Source organism: Pseudomonadota bacterium (assembly GCA_039815145.1).
Taxonomy (GTDB): Bacteria; Pseudomonadota; Gammaproteobacteria; order Steroidobacterales; family JBCBZW01; genus JBCBZW01.
In genome coordinates this window covers 1-17,186 of sequence record JBCBZW010000112.1, presented here as the reverse complement: position 1 = coordinate 17,186, position 17,186 = coordinate 1, and the positions used below count along the sequence as shown (strand labels likewise).

General features: G+C 64.0%; 13 protein-coding genes and 1 pseudogene. 5 read left to right on the top strand and 9 right to left on the bottom strand.

What is annotated here, in order from left to right; all coding sequences use genetic code 11:
• The 4 genes from AAF184_20075 to tal form a co-directional block, all read right to left on the bottom strand.
• Positions 1-665, bottom strand: a 665-nt coding sequence (locus tag AAF184_20075) for a hypothetical protein (protein ID MEO0424645.1), incomplete at its 3' end; no start/stop codon positions are given.
• A gap of 401 nt (positions 666-1,066) precedes the next feature.
• A complete protein-coding gene (locus tag AAF184_20070) occupies positions 1,067-2,278 on the bottom strand; it encodes a methyl-accepting chemotaxis protein (GenBank protein MEO0424644.1) in 1,212 nt (403 codons plus the stop codon).
• Positions 2,253-3,575 carry an MFS transporter gene (locus AAF184_20065; protein ID MEO0424643.1) on the bottom strand — a complete coding sequence of 441 codons (1,323 nt, stop codon included), beginning with the start codon at positions 3,573-3,575 and terminating at the stop codon, positions 2,253-2,255. The genes AAF184_20070 and AAF184_20065 overlap by 26 nt, the downstream gene beginning before the upstream one ends.
• A gap of 146 nt (positions 3,576-3,721) precedes the next feature.
• The gene (gene tal / locus AAF184_20060; protein MEO0424642.1) at positions 3,722-4,669 is read right to left on the bottom strand and encodes a transaldolase; all 948 of its coding nucleotides are present in this window, start codon (positions 4,667-4,669) and stop codon (positions 3,722-3,724) included.
• Between the two features lie 330 nt (positions 4,670-4,999).
• Between tal and AAF184_20055 the strand changes: the two genes are divergently transcribed.
• Together AAF184_20055 and AAF184_20050 are read left to right on the top strand one after the other, a co-directional pair.
• Entirely contained in the window at positions 5,000-7,852 is a 2,853-nt protein-coding gene (locus AAF184_20055; protein ID MEO0424641.1) for a TonB-dependent receptor, read from the top strand.
• 32 nt (positions 7,853-7,884) lie between these two features.
• Positions 7,885-8,595: a phytanoyl-CoA dioxygenase family protein gene (locus AAF184_20050; GenBank protein ID MEO0424640.1), complete on the top strand. Its 711-nt coding sequence runs from the start codon at positions 7,885-7,887 to the stop codon at positions 8,593-8,595.
• On the opposite strand, the gene AAF184_20045 is transcribed toward AAF184_20050, so the two are convergent.
• From AAF184_20045 to AAF184_20035, 3 genes are read right to left on the bottom strand one after another with little or no spacing between them, the layout of a single operon-like run.
• Positions 8,592-9,548, bottom strand: coding sequence for a Gfo/Idh/MocA family oxidoreductase (locus AAF184_20045; GenBank protein ID MEO0424639.1), 957 nt, complete (start codon positions 9,546-9,548; stop codon positions 8,592-8,594). The two genes, AAF184_20050 and AAF184_20045, sit on opposite strands and share 4 nt — an antisense overlap.
• The gene (locus AAF184_20040) at positions 9,541-11,124 is read right to left on the bottom strand and encodes an MFS transporter (protein ID MEO0424638.1); all 1,584 of its coding nucleotides are present in this window, start codon (positions 11,122-11,124) and stop codon (positions 9,541-9,543) included. Before AAF184_20040 ends, AAF184_20045 begins: the two co-directional genes overlap by 8 nt.
• Positions 11,121-12,311, bottom strand: coding sequence for a glycosyl hydrolase (locus tag AAF184_20035; protein ID MEO0424637.1), 1,191 nt, complete (start codon positions 12,309-12,311; stop codon positions 11,121-11,123). The genes AAF184_20040 and AAF184_20035 overlap by 4 nt, the downstream gene beginning before the upstream one ends.
• Before the next feature lie 101 nt (positions 12,312-12,412).
• Between AAF184_20035 and AAF184_20030 the strand changes: the two genes are divergently transcribed.
• Positions 12,413-14,011: a glycoside hydrolase family 43 protein gene (locus AAF184_20030; GenBank protein ID MEO0424636.1), complete on the top strand. Its 1,599-nt coding sequence runs from the start codon at positions 12,413-12,415 to the stop codon at positions 14,009-14,011.
• A 1-nt stretch (position 14,012) separates the two neighbouring features.
• Here the strand turns inward: AAF184_20030 and AAF184_20025 are convergent, their stop codons facing one another.
• Positions 14,013-15,041: a LacI family DNA-binding transcriptional regulator gene (locus tag AAF184_20025; GenBank protein MEO0424635.1), complete on the bottom strand. Its 1,029-nt coding sequence runs from the start codon at positions 15,039-15,041 to the stop codon at positions 14,013-14,015.
• Between the two features lie 146 nt (positions 15,042-15,187).
• Between AAF184_20025 and AAF184_20020 the strand changes: the two genes are divergently transcribed.
• Positions 15,188-16,168, top strand: coding sequence for an aldose epimerase family protein (locus tag AAF184_20020; GenBank protein ID MEO0424634.1), 981 nt, complete (start codon positions 15,188-15,190; stop codon positions 16,166-16,168).
• Between the two features lie 117 nt (positions 16,169-16,285).
• Positions 16,286-16,726: an FGGY family carbohydrate kinase gene (locus AAF184_20015; GenBank protein ID MEO0424633.1), complete on the top strand. Its 441-nt coding sequence runs from the start codon at positions 16,286-16,288 to the stop codon at positions 16,724-16,726.
• Here the strand turns inward: AAF184_20015 and AAF184_20010 are convergent.
• Positions 16,644-17,186 (bottom strand): annotated as a pseudogene (locus AAF184_20010) (di-heme oxidoredictase family protein). The gene AAF184_20015 and the pseudogene AAF184_20010 sit on opposite strands and share 83 nt — an antisense overlap.

Below are 17,186 nucleotides of genomic sequence, written 5' to 3'. Positions count from 1 at the left end.
CGCTCTTTGATGGCGAGACCAATCGAGCCTCCGAGCAGACCAAGTCCGATGATCGCCACGCGTTCGATGCTGGTGACACCCCCGTCGAAGGAGTAGTGCATGCGTTGACCGGAGCCAGGCCCGTTGGAGCCCGCCACCAGCACGTCGGGATCGATCGGGCTGACTTCGATGGACGACTCCGCACCACCGTTCGGGTTGGTGACGCGTGACTCACCTTCGAGCGAGATGACCACGTCGTTCTCGCCCAGTTCGGCGACGGCGTCGCGGTGGGTCAACACGGCCCAACGGCCGTTCGCCTCTCGCTCCACGTGGCGGTAGAACTTGCCGTTGACGAGGAACCCGCTGTGTTCGACGAGGAAGCGCGGTAGCACAGAGTGTGGGTACTGGACTCGCCCCGTACGCGGCAGGTTCGGATACTGCTTGCGCAGCTGTACCCGGTAGAACGCCGGGATCGAGACGTTGAGGTTCGCCTCGTTGGGCGCCAGCACGGCGAGGTCGTGAATGGTGAGCTGGTAGTTGCGATCGTCCCAACCGCCGAGACGCTTCAGGGCGGCGTAGTCGACGCTACTGTCGACACCACGGGTGGCGTCGACGGGCTGAGCGAGTGAGAGTGCCGGCAGCAGCGCCAGGGCGCCGAGCAGGCTGAGTGCGTGTGTTGTTTTCACCGTGAGGTCCTTCTCAGTGGGTGTGTTTTGCGCATCGTTCAGACGACGATGCCGTTGCGGTCGATCCCCCTAGACCGATGACGCGGGGGTAGTCGTACCGCAGCTCCTAGGTGAATGCCACTGCAACGACAGGAAGCGTGCCCCACCCGCACTTAGAGGACGCGTTTGCGGTTCATGTGTGGCCTTTTGTCGCAGCCATCGAGGCGTCTGTTTCATGCGAAACCAACGGTTGCGCAGGGGTTGCGCAAGTCGCCGGTGACGTCGACCAACGACAGGATTTCGTGGGGAGATGTCACGCCATAATGGCGAGCCCTACTCGGGCCTTGGGGGGCGACGTCTACGCCTGGCACGCGCAGGAGACGGTGCAGCGCCCCGCAAGGCGCGGCACCGTACAGCAGGGGTCATTCCCCCTTGGTCACCGCTTGGAAGTGACGATCGCTCATCTGCGCCATCTCTTCTGAGGTGCCGAGGATTTCCTCGATGCCCGTGGTGATCTGCTGCGTGGAGCTCACCGCCCGCTGGAGGTTGGTCGCGATCTCGGACGAGGCGGTGCCCTGGTCCTTGAGCTCCTGGGCGACCACGTCCGTCAATCCGTTGATCTGCTCCACCACCTTCACCATGCGCTCGAGGGCGCTCTCGACGACCTGCGCGGATGCGGAGACCTCGGCCACCTGTTCGTCGATCTGACGGGTGGCGCTGTCGGTCTCCCCCGCCAGATGCTTGACCTCCGACGCCACCACCGCAAACCCACGCCCGGCTTCCCCGGCACGTGCCGCCTCGATCGAGGCGTTGATGGCGAGCAGGCGCGTTTGGTTCGACACCGAGCGGATGAGATCGGCGACCTGGGTGATCGTCGACACCTTGTCGAGGAGTTCCGTCAGGGCCAAGCTCGCTGAGCTGGAGTCGCCCGCTGCGGTCTTCGCCGCGTCGGCCGCGCTCTGGGTGTTCTCGCCGATGCTGTTGATGCTCGTCGCCATCTCCCCGGTGGAAGCGGCGACACCCTTGATCGAGTCCTGCGTGCTATCGGCAGACGCCTTGATCTTGGTGATACGCGACGCGTTGGCGGACGCCGCCTGCTGCAGCATGCCGGCAAGCTCCAGCGACTGTTGTCGACCTTGCTTGTTCCTCTCGCTGTAGTACTTGGCGAAGTTCGCGGTGGTTTGATCCGCCGCCGTGTGGAAGGCGCCGCCCGCTGTCACCAGGGCCTGCAAGGTCTCCTCGCGCTGGCCATCGGACTGTGCTGACACCCGCTGCAGGAGCTCACGGATCTGCTCGAGCGTACGCACCTGCTCGTTCAGCACGGAGCGGTCGATCTCCACCGAGGGTCGCGCGAGCTTGAGCGGCTTGTCGCCAACGCGCTTGCCGCTACTGAGCACGCCCCCGTGCAGCATGGTTTGCGCAGACTCCACGAGTAAGGCGAAGGTGCCCTCGGGGTTGCTCTGCATGCCGAGCTCACGCGCCAGGACTTCCTTGACCAGGCGCTGGCCGAGCATCCGTTGACGTCCGGCGATGTTGACCACGTCGGAACCCGTGGCCTCGGGGATGGGACCCAGCGAGTCTTGCGCTGGGCCCCCGGCGATGCCGGCCTCAGGCTGGCTTGGCGACGAGTTCATCTCCGGTCCCTTCTGCCTCGGTGCTGGCACGGTTCATCAGTCGTCGCGTGACGGCGATGCACATCAGTGCGGCGACAACGTAGATCACAAATCCCTGTGCGTAGCCTGAGGGGCCGAGGGCGTCGACGAACAGACCGAGGATCGGCGGCATCAGGAAGCCACCGAAGGCGCCGAGGCCGCCGACCCAGCCCGCGGCACCGCCGACGGCGTCGGGCACGTAGCGAGCGACCAGTTTGAAGACGGCGGCGTTGGCGATGCCCATGCCGATGCCGATCAGCAGTTCGCCGGCGAGGGCGATGGCGAAGACGCTGGTGAAGCACAGGCAGAGGGCGCCAGCGAGCACGAGAGCGAAGCCGAGCATAGCGATGCGCTCGCCGCCGAACTTGTCGGCGATGATGCCACCGTAGATGCGTACGAAGGAGGCGAGGAGCGAGAAGCCCACACCGCCGAGCACGGCAGCCCAGCGAATGTCGAAGCCCTGGTACTCACGCCAGTAGCTGGGGAACCAGGCCGTGAGGGCGAGGAATCCGCCGAAGGAGGTGAAGTAGAGAAACACCAGCGCCCAGGTGTTCGAGTTCTTGGCGGAGATCGCCAGCGCCGTCTTGGCGTTGCCCGACGGGAACAGTTCCTGGCCCGCCTCGCGTGCCACCTGCTCGGCTTGCTCATGGGCGACGCCCTGGCGTCGCAGCTGGAAGTAGTAGGCGTCCTTACCGATCACCGCGTAGGCGATGAGGCCGACGATGAGGAAGACGGTCCAGGCCGCGTAGGAGCCGGCGAGACCGAAGATGGCGAGGGCGAAGGGCAGGAGCAAGGTGAAGATGCCGGGGGCCGTGTTGCCAAGACCGCCGTAGATGCCGAGGGCCTTGCCCTGCTCGCGCTGGCGGTACCAATAGGAAGCCTGCGGCACGCCCACGGAGAAGGTGGCGATCCCGCACCCCGACAGCAGGCCGCACAGGATCACGATGGGGAACAGGTCGGCAGTGAGGCCATCCGGGTAGTACAGGAACATCACGCTCGTGAAGCCCACGAGACCCGCCACCGACAGGCCCAGCAGAATCATGATCGGCAGGCGGCCGCCGATCTCATCGGCCCAGGCACCAAAGGGAATGCGTAGGAGGGAACCGGTGAGCTGCGGTGCGCCGACCAGCAATCCCATGTAGAACGCGGTGAGCCCCATGCTCTCGCGCAGTTCCACCGCGGTGGGGCCATAGAGGGCGACCGCCGCCAGCCCCAGGAAGAATGCTGCTGTGGCGCCGCCGAGTCCTTGCGCTGGACTGCCTCGAAGCGAGTCGTGCATTAGTACACCTGTCAAAATTTTTTTTGGTGCGCTAACGGTATCGTGTGATGGGCGCTCGCGGGGGCCGGGTGTCTAGATGTGCGGACAGGTTCGCAGTGTGCGCGTGAGCTGGGTCACACAACGCCCGGGCCCACCGCCAGAGGCTCCTAGGGAGTTATCCCGAAGCGTGCCGCGAGCAAGCTTTCGAGCGCGATCTGATCGGCCACGAAGCCCCGAATGCCCTCGGCGAGCTTTTCCGTGGCCATCGCATTGCTATTGAGCTGGAAGCGAAAGTCAGCCTCGCCCTTGCAGTCGATCGCGGAGCACGAGCCGGCTTCGTCCGTATCCGGATGCAGGCGGCGCGGAAGAGGATCTGCCTCGTCGGCCAGGGCGCTGAGCAGCTGGGGGGAGATGGTGAGCCGGTCGCAGCCCGCGAGGGCCCGCACCTGGTCCAGGCTCCGGAAGCTCGCTCCCATGACGATGGTGTCGATTCCTCTGGTCTTGTAGAGCCGGTAGATGTTGCGGACGGAGTGAACGCCTGGGTCTCTTTCTATGGGCACAGGGGAGTCTGGATCCCGCTGTTGGTGCCAGTCGAGAATTCGTCCAACGAAGGGGGAGATCAGGTAGGCCTTGGCCTGGCCGGCGGCGAGGGCCTGCACTTCACTGAACAGTAGCGTCAGGTTGCAGTCGATGCCCTCGCGCTGCAGCGTCGCGGCGGCTTGGATGCCCTCCCAGGTGGCGGCGAGCTTGATCAGCACGCGCTTGCGGTCGATGCCGGCCTCGGCGTACAGCCCTATCAGGTGCCTCGACTTCTCCACCATTGCTTGCGCGTCGAACGACAGGCGAGCGTCGACCTCGGTCGATACGCGACCGGGAATCACCCCGAGGATCTGCGTACCGAAGGCCACGGCCACGCGGTCGCAGAGGTCTTGGAGATGCTCCGATCGCTGGGCTGACGCCGCGACGATCGCGTCGTAGCGGGGCATCTGCGCAGCCTTCAGGAGCAGGGACGGATTGGTGGTCGCATCGACGGGGCGATGCTGCTCGATCGCCTCGATGTCTCCCGTGTCGGCCACGACGCACGTCATCTGGCGGAGCTGATCTAGCTGATGCATCTCGGTGGAATCCTCTCGTTGGGTTAGCTGCGCGGCGAATGCTGCCATTTCCGAAGATTGGGTGTAAACGTTTACAGCTCAAGCGGAGGATTCGGCGCGCTGCTGATGGCGTTTTTCTGGCGGACCACCAAGGGTAGAGACGAGCCGAAAACCCTATAGAAAGCGGTTTCTTGCTGCACGGAAGGTGTTGCGGTGCAGGGTCTCGGGGAAAATGCCAGGGAACCATGAGTCGATGCGCCCGCTTGATTTTGAAAACGTTTACAACAATACTCAGGACACGCAGTTTGCGTTCGATCAAGTGAATGACCCGAGGGTTGGGGGACCTTCAACATGACCAACAATCAAGTGATGAACCACGTGCTGGTGCGGGCGACTGCGCTGGCGATTGCGCTCACCGTGGGCAAGACGGCCCTGGCGCAGGAGACCAGCGGCGCCGTTGAGGAGGTGGTAACCGTCGGTATTCGCAGCTCGTTGACGAGTGCGGCCGATATCAAGCGCAACGAGAGCGGCGTGGTGGATTCCATCACCGCGGAGGATCTGGGCAAGTTCCCGGACACCAACCTGGCTGAGTCGCTACAACGCGTGCCAGGTGTATCGATCGATCGGCGCCAGAACGAGGGCAACCAGATCTCCGTTCGCGGCCTGGGTCCGAACTTCAACATGGTCACGCTGAACGGTCGCCAGATGCCCGTGACCTCCTCGCCGGAGCAGGAGAGCATCGCGTCGGCAACGCAGAGTCGGGCGTTCAACTTTGCGGAGATCGCGTCGGAGTCGGTCACCGGTGTGAACGTCTACAAGACCGCGCGCCCTGACGTGCCCTCGGGCGGTATCGGGGCGACGGTGGATATCCGCACGGCGCGTCCCTTCGACTACGACAAGACCACGTTCTTCTTCAGCGCCGCGGCTGCGCACGACTCCTCCGTCGAGGTGGGCGATGAGGTCACCCCTGAGGTTGGCGGCTTGTTCTCGACCACCTTCGGCGGTGACCGCTTCGGCATTCTCGCCAACTTCTCCTACTCCAAGCGCGACTCGAGCGAGCTGTCGACGCACACCGATGGCTGGCTGCGAGATGAACCGAAAGGCTCGCCGGACGACAACGACGGCCCCTACGAGTTCTGGTGCGGCGATGAGAGTTCGGCTTGCGGCGACGCGCCCTTCGTCTACCGTCCGGTGACGCAGATCTCCGAGATCCAGCACAACACCCGGGAACGCACGAACGCGCAGTTCGTTGCCCAGTTCGCCCCCAACGACGACGTATTGATCACCCTCGATTACGTCCTGTCCCGCTTCGACCGCGAGCAGGACCGCTTCCAGACCGGCCTCTTCGGCGTGGTGGCGCCGGGCGTGTTCAATACGGTGCTGTCGGAGAACAACAGCGTCCTGAGTGCCACGCGCACGAACACGGCGGCGGACGCCATCGTCTACGAGAACACGCTAGCCATCGAGAATGACTCCTTCGGGCTCAACATCGATTGGCAGCTCTCCGATTCGCTCAACATGCGCTTCGACGCACACACCTCCCAGGCGCAGAGCCAGCCGGGCGGGCAGATCAACGACAACACGCAGCTTCTGCAGGGGCCCCTGGGCATCGACTTCGACCTGACCTACTCACCCGGCGGCGTGGCGATCATCGTGGACGATTCGGGCGCTTTCCGCGGCGTCGACCAATTCGGCGGTGGCGATCCGCGCCCCGGCGTCGATGAGTTCCAGGACGTCGATGGCTTTTCGCCCCTGGGATCGGTCATTCGCAACATTGCGATCGACAACGAGATCGATCAGTTCCAACTGGCGTTGGATTGGGAACTGGACGACGTAACGCTCACCGTGGGGGCTTCCTACACCGATTATCAGGTGTCGACGAACGCTATCTCCAGTGGCTTCGTCTTCCAGAACCTCGATGCCTGCAACGGCTGCGCGGATGTGCTGTCGCGCGACATCATCGCGGCGCCGAGCGGCTTCAACGTGATCAACCAGTTCCCCGTCAACGACCTGGTAGCGGCCACTTTCCCGATCCAGATCGACGACATCGTGGCAGCCAACCCGCCCACGTTCTTCGGTGCCTCGGAGAAATCCCTGGCTCTCTACTTCAACCTGGATCATGACTTCCAGCTCGGTGGCATGGACGCACGGATCTCCGCCGGCTTCCGCTACGAAGACACGGACGTGACCGGGGCAGCCTTCCAGACCTTCCCCCAGTCCCTCACCATCAGCACCTCCACGGAGGGTACGGTGAACTTCGATCCCGATGCGGAGCCGGAGTTCTTCGAGGTGGACGGCGGCTATGAGGTGTTCTTGCCTGCCTTCGATTTCCAGCTACGGCCCCGCGAGGATGTGATCGCTCGCTTGTCGTACGGCAAGTCGATCGCCCGGCCCGACCTGAACGCCCTGCGTCCGCTCACCACGGTGAGCGACTACCGTCCGGGCACCAGCACGGCGAGTGGCGGCAACCCCGATCTCAATCCGTACCTCGCGGACAACATCGACCTTTCACTGGAGTGGTACTACAGCCCGGGCAGCTACGCGGCCATCACCTACTTCTACAAGAACGTGAGCGATTACATCTCGAGCGAAGTGGTCAACGACGTGATCCTCGACGCCGACGGCAACCCCCTGCTGGATCCGCAAGGGCGCTTCGATCCGACGGTGATTCCGAACGTGGCGGTCACCAGTGAACCGGGCGACCCTGAGGCGGTGTTCGCGATCACCCGCCCGCTGAATGCTCAGGAGCGCTCGGTGAACGGCTTGGAGCTCTCGCTCCAGCACCTCTTCGGTGGGTCGGGCTTCGGCATGCAACTGAACTACACCCTGGTGTCGAGTGATGCGGAGTACGACCGCTCGAACTTCGAGCAGCAAGCCATCCTCATTGGGCTTAGCGATTCGGCTAACCTGGTCGGTTTCTACGAAAACGATCGCTTCTCGATTCGTGCAGCGGCCAACTGGCGTGATGAGTTCTTGTTCGCGGAGAACCAGCTGCGGGCCACCAACGAGCCGGTGTTCTTCGACGAGTATCTGCAGATCGACCTGAGCGCCTCCTACCAGGTGACCGAGCGCCTGCGAGTCGTCGCGCAAGCCCTGAACCTGAACGGCGAGGATCAGGTGCAGCGTGGCCGCTTCGATGAGCAATTCCTGCTGCGCAACCAGCAGAGGGCGCGCTTTACGCTCGGCATTCGCGGTACCTTCTAGGGCACCCGAGGGCGAGTCTGGCGGGAGCCGAGATGGAATTCGCTGCGCTGAAGGAGGTCTTCGACCGCGACGGCTACGTCGTCATCGACGACATGTTCGAGCCGACGATGATGGATCGCCTGGAGTGCTCTATCGCAGAGCACTTCGGCGATCGTCCGGGCTTTCTGCACGACGATCACTTCATCTCGAAGGCAAAGACCGAGGTCATCCCCTGGTTTCCGCAGCGCGAGGGCATCGGCGACTTCGATGGCATCGAGCAAGATCCACGCGTGCGCGAGCTGAGCACGCGCGTGCTCGGTGACGGCTGGGAGTCGCAGTACTGCATGGTGATGTTCTCGCGAGCCGGCAGCAGCGGACAGGCGTGGCACCAGGATTGTGACCCGAGCGACCCCGAGCGCTACAACCTGAACCGCCTTGTATACACGCGCGACATTCGTGACGAGACGGGCGGGCAGCCGGTGGTGGTGCCGGGCTCCCATCGACGTGGGCTCCTCGAGGCGGGTGATCCGATGGCGGATCTGGAGGGTCAGGTCGTGCTCAGGCCGGGTAAGGGCAGCCTGGTGCTACTTCACGGTCACACGTGGCATCGCGTGTTACCGGTGGTGAACGGTGCCAACCGCTCGTCCACCAATTTTCGCGCAGCGCCTAAGGGCACACCCCAGGACATCACCGATGTCTGCGTCTACCGCAACATGCGATACCGATTCTCCACCGCCGAGGTGGTGGAGGAGCGCGTTTCCTAGGAGAGGGCGCGAATCGTGTCCATCATGCGCTGCACGCGCAGGCTTGCGGCGAGCGGGATGACGGAGGACTGGCGCAGGCCTGCCTGCAGGTCGTTGTTGACCGCATCTATCTGGTAGTTGAAGCCCTCGGTGGTGCGCTCGTCGACGTAGCGATCCACTTGCTCGTCCAGGTGCCACAGCTGGCACTCGCTGGCCCGCCAGAAGTCGGGAATCGCGATGTAGCCCTCCTCGCCGATGACGTACGCCCAGTTTCGCAGCTTGGCCCGAAACGATGTGCCGAGCGAGGCGATGCAGTCATCGAAGGTAAGGGTGGCGACGAGGTCGTCTTCGACGCCATTGGGCGCGCGTCGGGCGACCACGGAGAACTCTCGGGGATCATCGCTGCGAAGGAACGCGGTGAAGGCGACGGGGTAGACGCCCATCTCGAGCAAGCACCCTCCCGCAAGCTCGGCGTTGTACTCCCGCTTGTTCGGGTCGTAGCCGAGGGGATAGCCGAAGTCGGCCTGGATGCGCAGCACACGACCGATTCGCCCTGACTCGACCCAGTTTCTCGCCTGCCGGATGGCGGGCAGGAACCAGGTCCACATGCCTTCCATGAGATAGGTATCGCAATCGCGGGCGAGGTGGATCAGTTGCTGGGCCTGCTCCGCGCTGACCGTGAGCGGCTTTTCGCAGAGCACGGCCTTGCCGGCGCGCATGGCGTCGCCCGCGTGGTCGATGTGTAGGTTGTGAGGGGTGGCGATGTAGATCGCGTCCACGTTCGGGTCTGCATAGAGCGCCTGATAACTCGCATGGGCGGTGGGGATGGCGTATTGAGCGGCGAAGCTCGCGGCGGACGCGCCGTCGCGGGCGGCCACGGCCTGCACCACTCCCGCCTCGGTCGCACGCATGTCCTTTGCGAAGGTGTGGGCGATTCGCCCGGCGCCCACGATCCCCCAACGGACCTCACGCATGCGCAGCCCTTGCGGTGGCAGCCAGCTCTAGCTCCAGGGTCTCCAGCGACTTGCCCTTGGTCTCAGGCATGAGCCAGGCGAGCAGCACCAGGAAGACGATCGCCGTGAGGCCGAACAGCAAGAAGGTGCCAGCGCTGCCGAGTGTGGCGAGTTCCCAGGGAAAGATGAACTGAACGCCGGTGGAGACGGCGGCGTTCACCACGCCCATGAGCGCCATGCACACGCCGCGGAGGTGATTGGGGAAGATCTCGGAGAAGAGCACCCACATCACCGGGCCCAGGGAAAAGGCGAAGGAAGCAACAAAGCCCAGGATGCCGAACAGCACCAGGCGCGCATTGATCACCACCGCGCTTTGCAACAGGGCTGCCTCATTGGCGTTGAGGGCGTTGCGACCGATGAGCTCGGCGACGGCGTGCTTGAACTGGGTGTCACTCTCAAAGCGTAGGCCCTCGAGTGCCAGCAAGGGCGAGAGATCGTCCGTGCTGGCGCTGGCCAATTCGCTCAGGGCACCTATGGGCAGTTCGTAATAGGCGGTGTAGAAGCCGTAGGCGGAGACCATCATGGTGATGGCAACGCCTGCGAGACCGGCGAGCATCAAAGGGCGGCGCCCGAGCCGATCGATCAGCACCATGGCAAGGATCGTGAACGCCACGTTGATGATGCCGACGTAGGTGGCTTGGGCGAAGGCGGCGTTGGTGCCTACGCCGCTCTGCTCGAAGATCGTGGGCGCGTAGAAGAAGACCACGTTGATGCCGCTGCTCTGCTGGGCGATACCCGCGATCAACCCGACGATCAGCACGAGGCGCAGATCCGGGTGCAGGAGGGCGCGCAGCTTCGACCACAGGCCGCGGGTGGCTTCCTGGGCGCTCGAGCGAATGCTGTTGATAAGCTCGGGGATCATGGCGCTCGGTGCGATGCGAGCGAGGATATGCTGCGCCTCGTCGGTGCGGCCTTGGAGGACGAGGTAGCGCGGACTCTCGGGCGCCAGCAACATCAAGAAGCAGTAGCTGGCAGCCGGCAGCACTTCGAGCCCGAGCATGTAGCGCCAGACGTGTTGATCGAGGCCGATCGATTGTGCCCAAGGTGCGCCCGACTCGCTGGCGCCCAGGATGAAGAAGTTAGCGAAGTAGGCGGCCGAAAATCCAATCACGATGTTCAGCTGATTGATCGACACCATGCGCCCGCGCAGACGGGCCGGTGCGAGTTCGGCGATGTAGATGGGCGCCAGCATCAAGGTGCCGAAGGCGAGGCCGCCGATGAAGCGTGCCACGACCAAGGTCAGCGGGTCGGGGGCAAGTGCCGAGGCGGCGGCGGAGATGGTGTACAGCAGGGCCAGGCCTAACATCACCGGCTTGCGCCCGACGTAATCGGCGAGGGGCCCGACCGTAAGGGCGGCAAGCATGGCGGCCATGCTGGGTGCACTGACGATTGCGCCCGTCCACCAGTCGTTGAGCTCGAACTGCGTCGTCACAAAGCCGACCACGCCGGAGATCACGGCCGCATCGAACCCGAAGAGGAATCCACCGAGGGCGATGATGACCGCGTAGCCGATCGCGGTTCGATCGGTAACGCTCATTCGCCTCCCTTCCACGCGGCTACCGCACGGGTGAAGCGTTCGGCTAGCTCGGGGTTAGTCTCGAGGCGCGTATCGCCCCAGAAGCCGCTGGCGTAGGGGGGTCCCCACATCGGCTGCGAATCCCAATCGACGTTGATGTACGCGAGGGCTCGGATCACGTCGTGGTGTTCGTCGAGGTACGCGAACAGTGGCGCAAACCAGTAGTCCCAAATCTCCGTGCTGCTCACCGTGACTCGCTCCGTGGCCGCCTCACCATCCCAGATGGGGCTGTGGTGGGCGGTAAAACCCTCGTTGATGTCGAAGGCCTGCGGAGACGCTTCGGCGATCATCACAGGCTTGCCGTGGACCCGGGCGAGGGCGATCACCTCGTCCGCCAACGCACCCGGCGAGAGGGGGACGAAGCCGTCCGTGGGCGCGATGGAGCGCTCGTGCGGGTTCATGAACCAGGATAGGCCGAGCCAGTCGACGTAGTCATCCCCTGGGTACCAGCGGCTGATGTCCTCGTGTCCCCCATCGATGATCTCGTCGACGCCGGCGGCGCTCGCCTGCAGCACGTATTCGATATTGTCCGTCCCGGCAGCGCGCAGCACATCGACGATACGCCGATAGGCGGCGATGAAGCGCTCCGGGTTCTCGTAGCCTTGGTTCCAGGCGCCGTCGAACTCGTAGCCGATCCGCAGGTACACCTTGCCCTGGACGACCTCGGCAAAGCGCGCCAGCTGCTCGATCTTGTCATCGTGTGCGCCCTCGGCCAACCGCTGCAGCTCGCCAGGGTGGTCGTTCTCCGTGATGGACAGGCCGATCGCGATGTCGCGCACGCCGAAGGCGGTGGCGGTGGTGTAGGCACTGACAGGGCCGGCGCCCCAGGTGTGCTCGAAGTCCAGGGGGCGACCTTCACCATCCATGCCCAGGCCGCCAAAGGTGCCGGGCGCCAGCAGGTTGTACAGGTCGAGGTACGCGGTGAGGCCGTCCGGCGCGGGGCAGCAGTCGCTCGCCAGATAGCCCCTGATCGCGTCCAGATCCTGGCCGATAATCAACTGATGCGAAGTGGGCGAAGGGGCCGAGGCCTCCTCACGGGAGGGGGGGGTGAGGGGATCCTCGGCCACTTCGCCACAACCTTGGGGGGCAAGCGCGAGCACCAACCAACAGGGCAGGCCGGTGATGATGTTCAGCGTGTGACGGTTCATAGGCGTATCGCTTGCACGGCGTGGGGTCGTCTTGTTTCAATATCGCGACTGTAAACGTTTACAAAAGACGCAGCAATGGCAGAGGAGCGTGGCCTGTGGCGGTGAGCAACGGCGTCAGCAACCCGATTCTGCGCGGGTTCAATCCAGATCCGTCGATTTGCCGGGTGGGCGCGGATTACTACATCGCCGTCTCCACCTTCGAGTGGTATCCGGGGGTCTTGATCTACCACTCCCGCGACCTGGCCCGCTGGCGCTTGGTGGCGAGGCCACTCGACCGGCCGTCACTGCTCGACCTGCGGGGCGTACCGGACTCGTGTGGTGTATGGGCGCCGTGCCTCAGCTACGCCGACGGCTGCTTCTGGCTGTGCTACACGGCGGTGAGACGCTTCGATGGCAACTTCAAGGACACCCACAACTACCTGACCACCTGCGAGACGGTGGAGGGCACTTGGTCGGATCCGACCTACCTGAACTCGAGCGGCTTCGATCCCTCCCTGTTCCATGATCGGGACGGCCGCAAGTGGCTGACGAACATGGTCTGGGATCACCGTGCCGGGCGCAGCCCTTTCTACGGCATCGTGCTGCAGGAATTCTGCCCGCAGGCGAGGCAGCTCACGGGCGAGCGCCGGCACATCTTCCGCGGCACCGCCCTCGACTACACGGAGGGGCCGCACCTGTATCGCTTCGGTGACTACTACTACCTGATCACCGCCGAGGGTGGGACGGGTTACGGCCACGCGGTGACCATGGCGCGAGCCCGCGCGATCGATGGTGAGTACGAGGCGGACCCGGCGGGGCCGCTGGTCACCGCGGCGAACACCCCCGAGTGGCCGCTGCAGCGCGCCGGCCACGGCGACTTGGTGGAGGCCGAGGACGGTGAGCTCTACCTAGTGCATCTATGCGCTCGCCCCTTACCCGGCACACGACGCTGCCCCTTGGGAAGGGAGACCGCCATCCAGCGCCTGAGAAGGACCCAGGACGGGTGGATGCGCCTGGCAGGAGGCGGTCATCTGCCGAGCGTTGCCGTGGAGCTCAGCGCGGCGCGGGCTGAGTCCGTCGTCGATAGCCAATACGAGGACTTCACCGGTCCTGAACTCGCACAGGGGTTTCAATGGCTGCGCACGCCTGATCCTACGGCGTTCATGAGCCTGGAGGACGCCCCCGGCAACCTTCGCCTCTACGGTAAGGAGTCGCCGGGAAGCCTGTTCTCCCAAGCCCTGATCGCTCGGCGGCAGACGCACTTCGCGTACGAGGCGATGACCTGCATGCGCTTCGAGCCTGAGAACTTCCAGCAACTGGCAGGGCTGATCTGCTACTACAACTCGGCCAAGTTTCACTACCTGTACGTGTCGTGGGATGAAGCGCTCGGCAAGCATCTGGGCATCATGAGCTGCGAGGCGAATCGCACCCTCGCGGTGACCTATCCCGTCCAAGGGTTGCGCATCGATCTTCCCCGGGGGGCGCCCGTATGGCTGCGGGCCAGCGTGCGCTACGAACACCTGAACTTCGATTGGTCCGCAGACGGCGAGGAATGGCGCCGACTGCCCGTGACGCTGGACTACGGCGTGCTGTCCGATGAGGCAGGCATGGACGGGGCGGAGCAGTTTACCGGTACCTTCGTCGGCATGACGTGCAACGACGTGTCCGGTGCCGGCGCCTATGCCGACTTCGAGTGCTTCAGCTACCTCGGGCGCGACTAGGCTAGCGCTTGGGCGAGCTGGTCGATTGGCGGATGATCAGCTTGTGCGGCACGATCTCCGGCGCACGGTTTACGCGAGCACTGTCTTCGATGCGCCGGCAAAGGCGATACATGACCCGTTCACCGATCTCTTCGGCAGGTTGGTTGATGGTGGTCAGCGGTGGGTCGGACACCTCCGCGTAGCGAATGTCGTCAAAGCCCACGATCGAGATGTCATCCGGCACGCGCAGGCCGGCCGCCTTGACCTCGTGCAGGCAGCCGATGGCCATCTCGTCGTTGGCGCAGAAAATCGCCGTGGGGAGGCGGTTGTGGTTGAGCAGGTTGCGGGTGGCGCGACGCGCGCCCGCGATGCTCAGGCCACCGTCGACGACCCAGCCGTCGGCGATCTCGAGTTGCGCATGTTTCATGGCACCGCGGTAACCGTACTCCCGGTCCTTGGTGAGCAGGGAAGACTCCTCGCCGCAGATCATGGCGATGTCACGGTGTCCCAGGGAGATGAGGTAGTTGGTGGCTTCCTTGGCAGCGGCGACGTTGTCGATCTGCACGCTCGGAAACTCGGCGAGCTCCGGGGACACGGTCTCGCAACCGATCACGATCGGTAGGCGCTGCTTGCTCTTGCTGGAGAGGACCTGGGTGCCGAAGGGCGACATGCTGGCCAGCAGCACGATGCCGTCCGTTTGATTGGATACCACCATCTTGCCCAGCTCATCGGCCGTCAAGGTGTTGAGCTGGGTCTCCTCGATGATCACGCCGTAGCCCTTGGCGGTGGCCGCGGCGCGAATACCGCGCATCACACCGGCAAAGAAGGGATCACCGACTGAGGGCAAGACCACCATCACGATGTTGGTGCGGCCACGGCGGAAGTTCTGCGCCAGCGTGTTGGGCGAGTAGCCCGTGCGAACGATCGCGTCCTGGACCTTGAGGCGCGTCTTGTCCGTCACCTTCTCGGGTGTGTTGATGCACCTCGACACGGTGGCGATGGACACGCCGGCCAGGCGAGCGACTTCCTTGATCGATACGTCTGCGGCCATAGGGGATGGAATCTTCGGGCGAACCTCAGTGGTCAGGGTCGGGGTGGGCCGCTCATATCACCGCGCACGCGCAGCGTTGCGGGACCACCCGATATCCAATAATGTAAACGTTTACTCCAGACCGAGTATAGCCGGTAGTCCTGCAAGTGGGCGCGCTCGATCGCACATTCACCACCTTAGTCCTCGGGTCGGCGCAGGGCATACAGCTCAGAGTGCTGGACCTCGGCGCCTCCGTCCAGTGCCTGCGGGTGCCGACCCGCCGCGGCTGGGTGCCCGTCGCCCTCGGTCTCGCCCGACCGGCCGACTACCTGGACGATCCCCACTACCTCGGCGCCACTATCGGCCGCTACGCCAATCGCATCCGCGGCGCACGCTTCCGTCTGAACGGTCGGCAGATCACGTTGCAGGCCAACGAGCTCGCCACGGGGAACTGCCTGCACGGCGGCGAGTACGGTTTCCATCGCCAACGCTGGCGCCTGGCTCACGGCCCTGATCGTCGCAGCATCGTCTGCCGATTTCGCTCGGCGGACGGGGAGGGCGGCTTTCCCGGCAATGTGGTCACCACCGTGGTCTACGAACTCCTCGGTCCGATGAGTCTCGCGATTCATTTCCATGCCCTTGCCGATCGGGACACGGTGTTGAGCCTCACCAATCACACGTATTTCAACCTCGCGCCAGCGGATGGAACGGTGGACAGGCATCAAGTCCGCATTCACGCCTCGCACTACACGCCCACCGACGACCGGCAGATTCCCATCGGAGAACTGCGCGCCGTGCGTGGCACGGACTTTGATCTAGGCGACCTAACACCGCTAAGCACCGAGCATGGCCCCGTCCGCTACGATCATAACTTTGCCGTGACGGGCGCAAGCGGGGTGCTACGCGCCGCCGCCGAAGCGTACGCCCCCTCCACTGGGTTGCGTCTGCGTGTCCAAACCACGCAGCCGGGCGTGCAGCTGTACACGGGTGACGGCCTCTCGGGGGCCTTCCACCCCCGCCAGGGGCTGTGCCTCGAGACACAGGGCTTCCCGGATGCTCCCAATCAGGCGCAGTTCCCCACCGCACGGCTGGCCGCTGGAGAGGGCTACCGGCACACCACCGTGTACGAATTCTCCCAGGATCCGTAAGTAGCAGGAGCGCTGAAGCTGAAGTGGCAGCGCAGCAATCTCTCGAACGCCCGTACGTCTTGTGCGGGCGACCGCTCTGATCCTAGAATGTAAACGTTTTCTTTTTGGCGATTCCCCATGCGAACAGTCCTCGGCATCGATCTCGGCACCCAGAGCGTCAAGGCGCTCTGCTATGACGTGGATGCCCGTGACATCGTCGCCGTCGCCTCGGCGCCCCTGGATCTGTATCAGACGGATGCGGGCTTGGCTGAGCAACAAGCGCACTGGTGGACGAACGCGCTCACGCAGGCGTTGCGGCAGATCGGTAAGAGCACGCGCCGCAGCGTTGCCGCCATCGGCGTCTCCGGGCAACAACACGGTTTTGTGCCCCTGGATGGGGCCGGCGAAGTGCAGGCACCGGTCAAACTGTGGTGTGACACCTCCACGGGTGAGCAATGCGAACGCATCATGGAGGCCTTCGGTGGCAAGCAGGCCTGTATCGACGAGCTCCCCGCAAAACTGCGGGATCATCCGCATTGCGCCGGGCTGGGACCCCAAGGTTCGAGGCATAAAAGCTGACCAACTCTAAGCCTTCATCGCTAATCTCAGCATCATCGTGAACAGGAGTATTGCCGTCAGGTGCAGTGCGGCATTTCGTTTGCAAATCGGTGCAATCGCCGTAGCCTGCCGGGAACAGTGTGGTTGAAATTCCAATGTCGCCCGAGAACGCACCGGCCGATTGCTCCCAAACCGAGGGCTTGCCAGCTTTCAGGCCGAACCGTCCCAGCATCGGCACGCCGTATTCCGTCGACATCACAATCTGCGGCCGCCCAGAAATACCGTCTCCATCTGCGTCGTCCGGATCAGCGCCAGCCAGAATGTCAGCGGCCGGGATCGCATCCAGCAGGCCAAGGCCAATCATCTGCGGGGCGACACGCACCGACATCATCACATCCGAATGCAAAGGTCCGTACCCCTGCTCTACAATAGAATAGCTTGGTACACGCAAAGACGCGGTTTCTCCGTCTGACAACGAAAT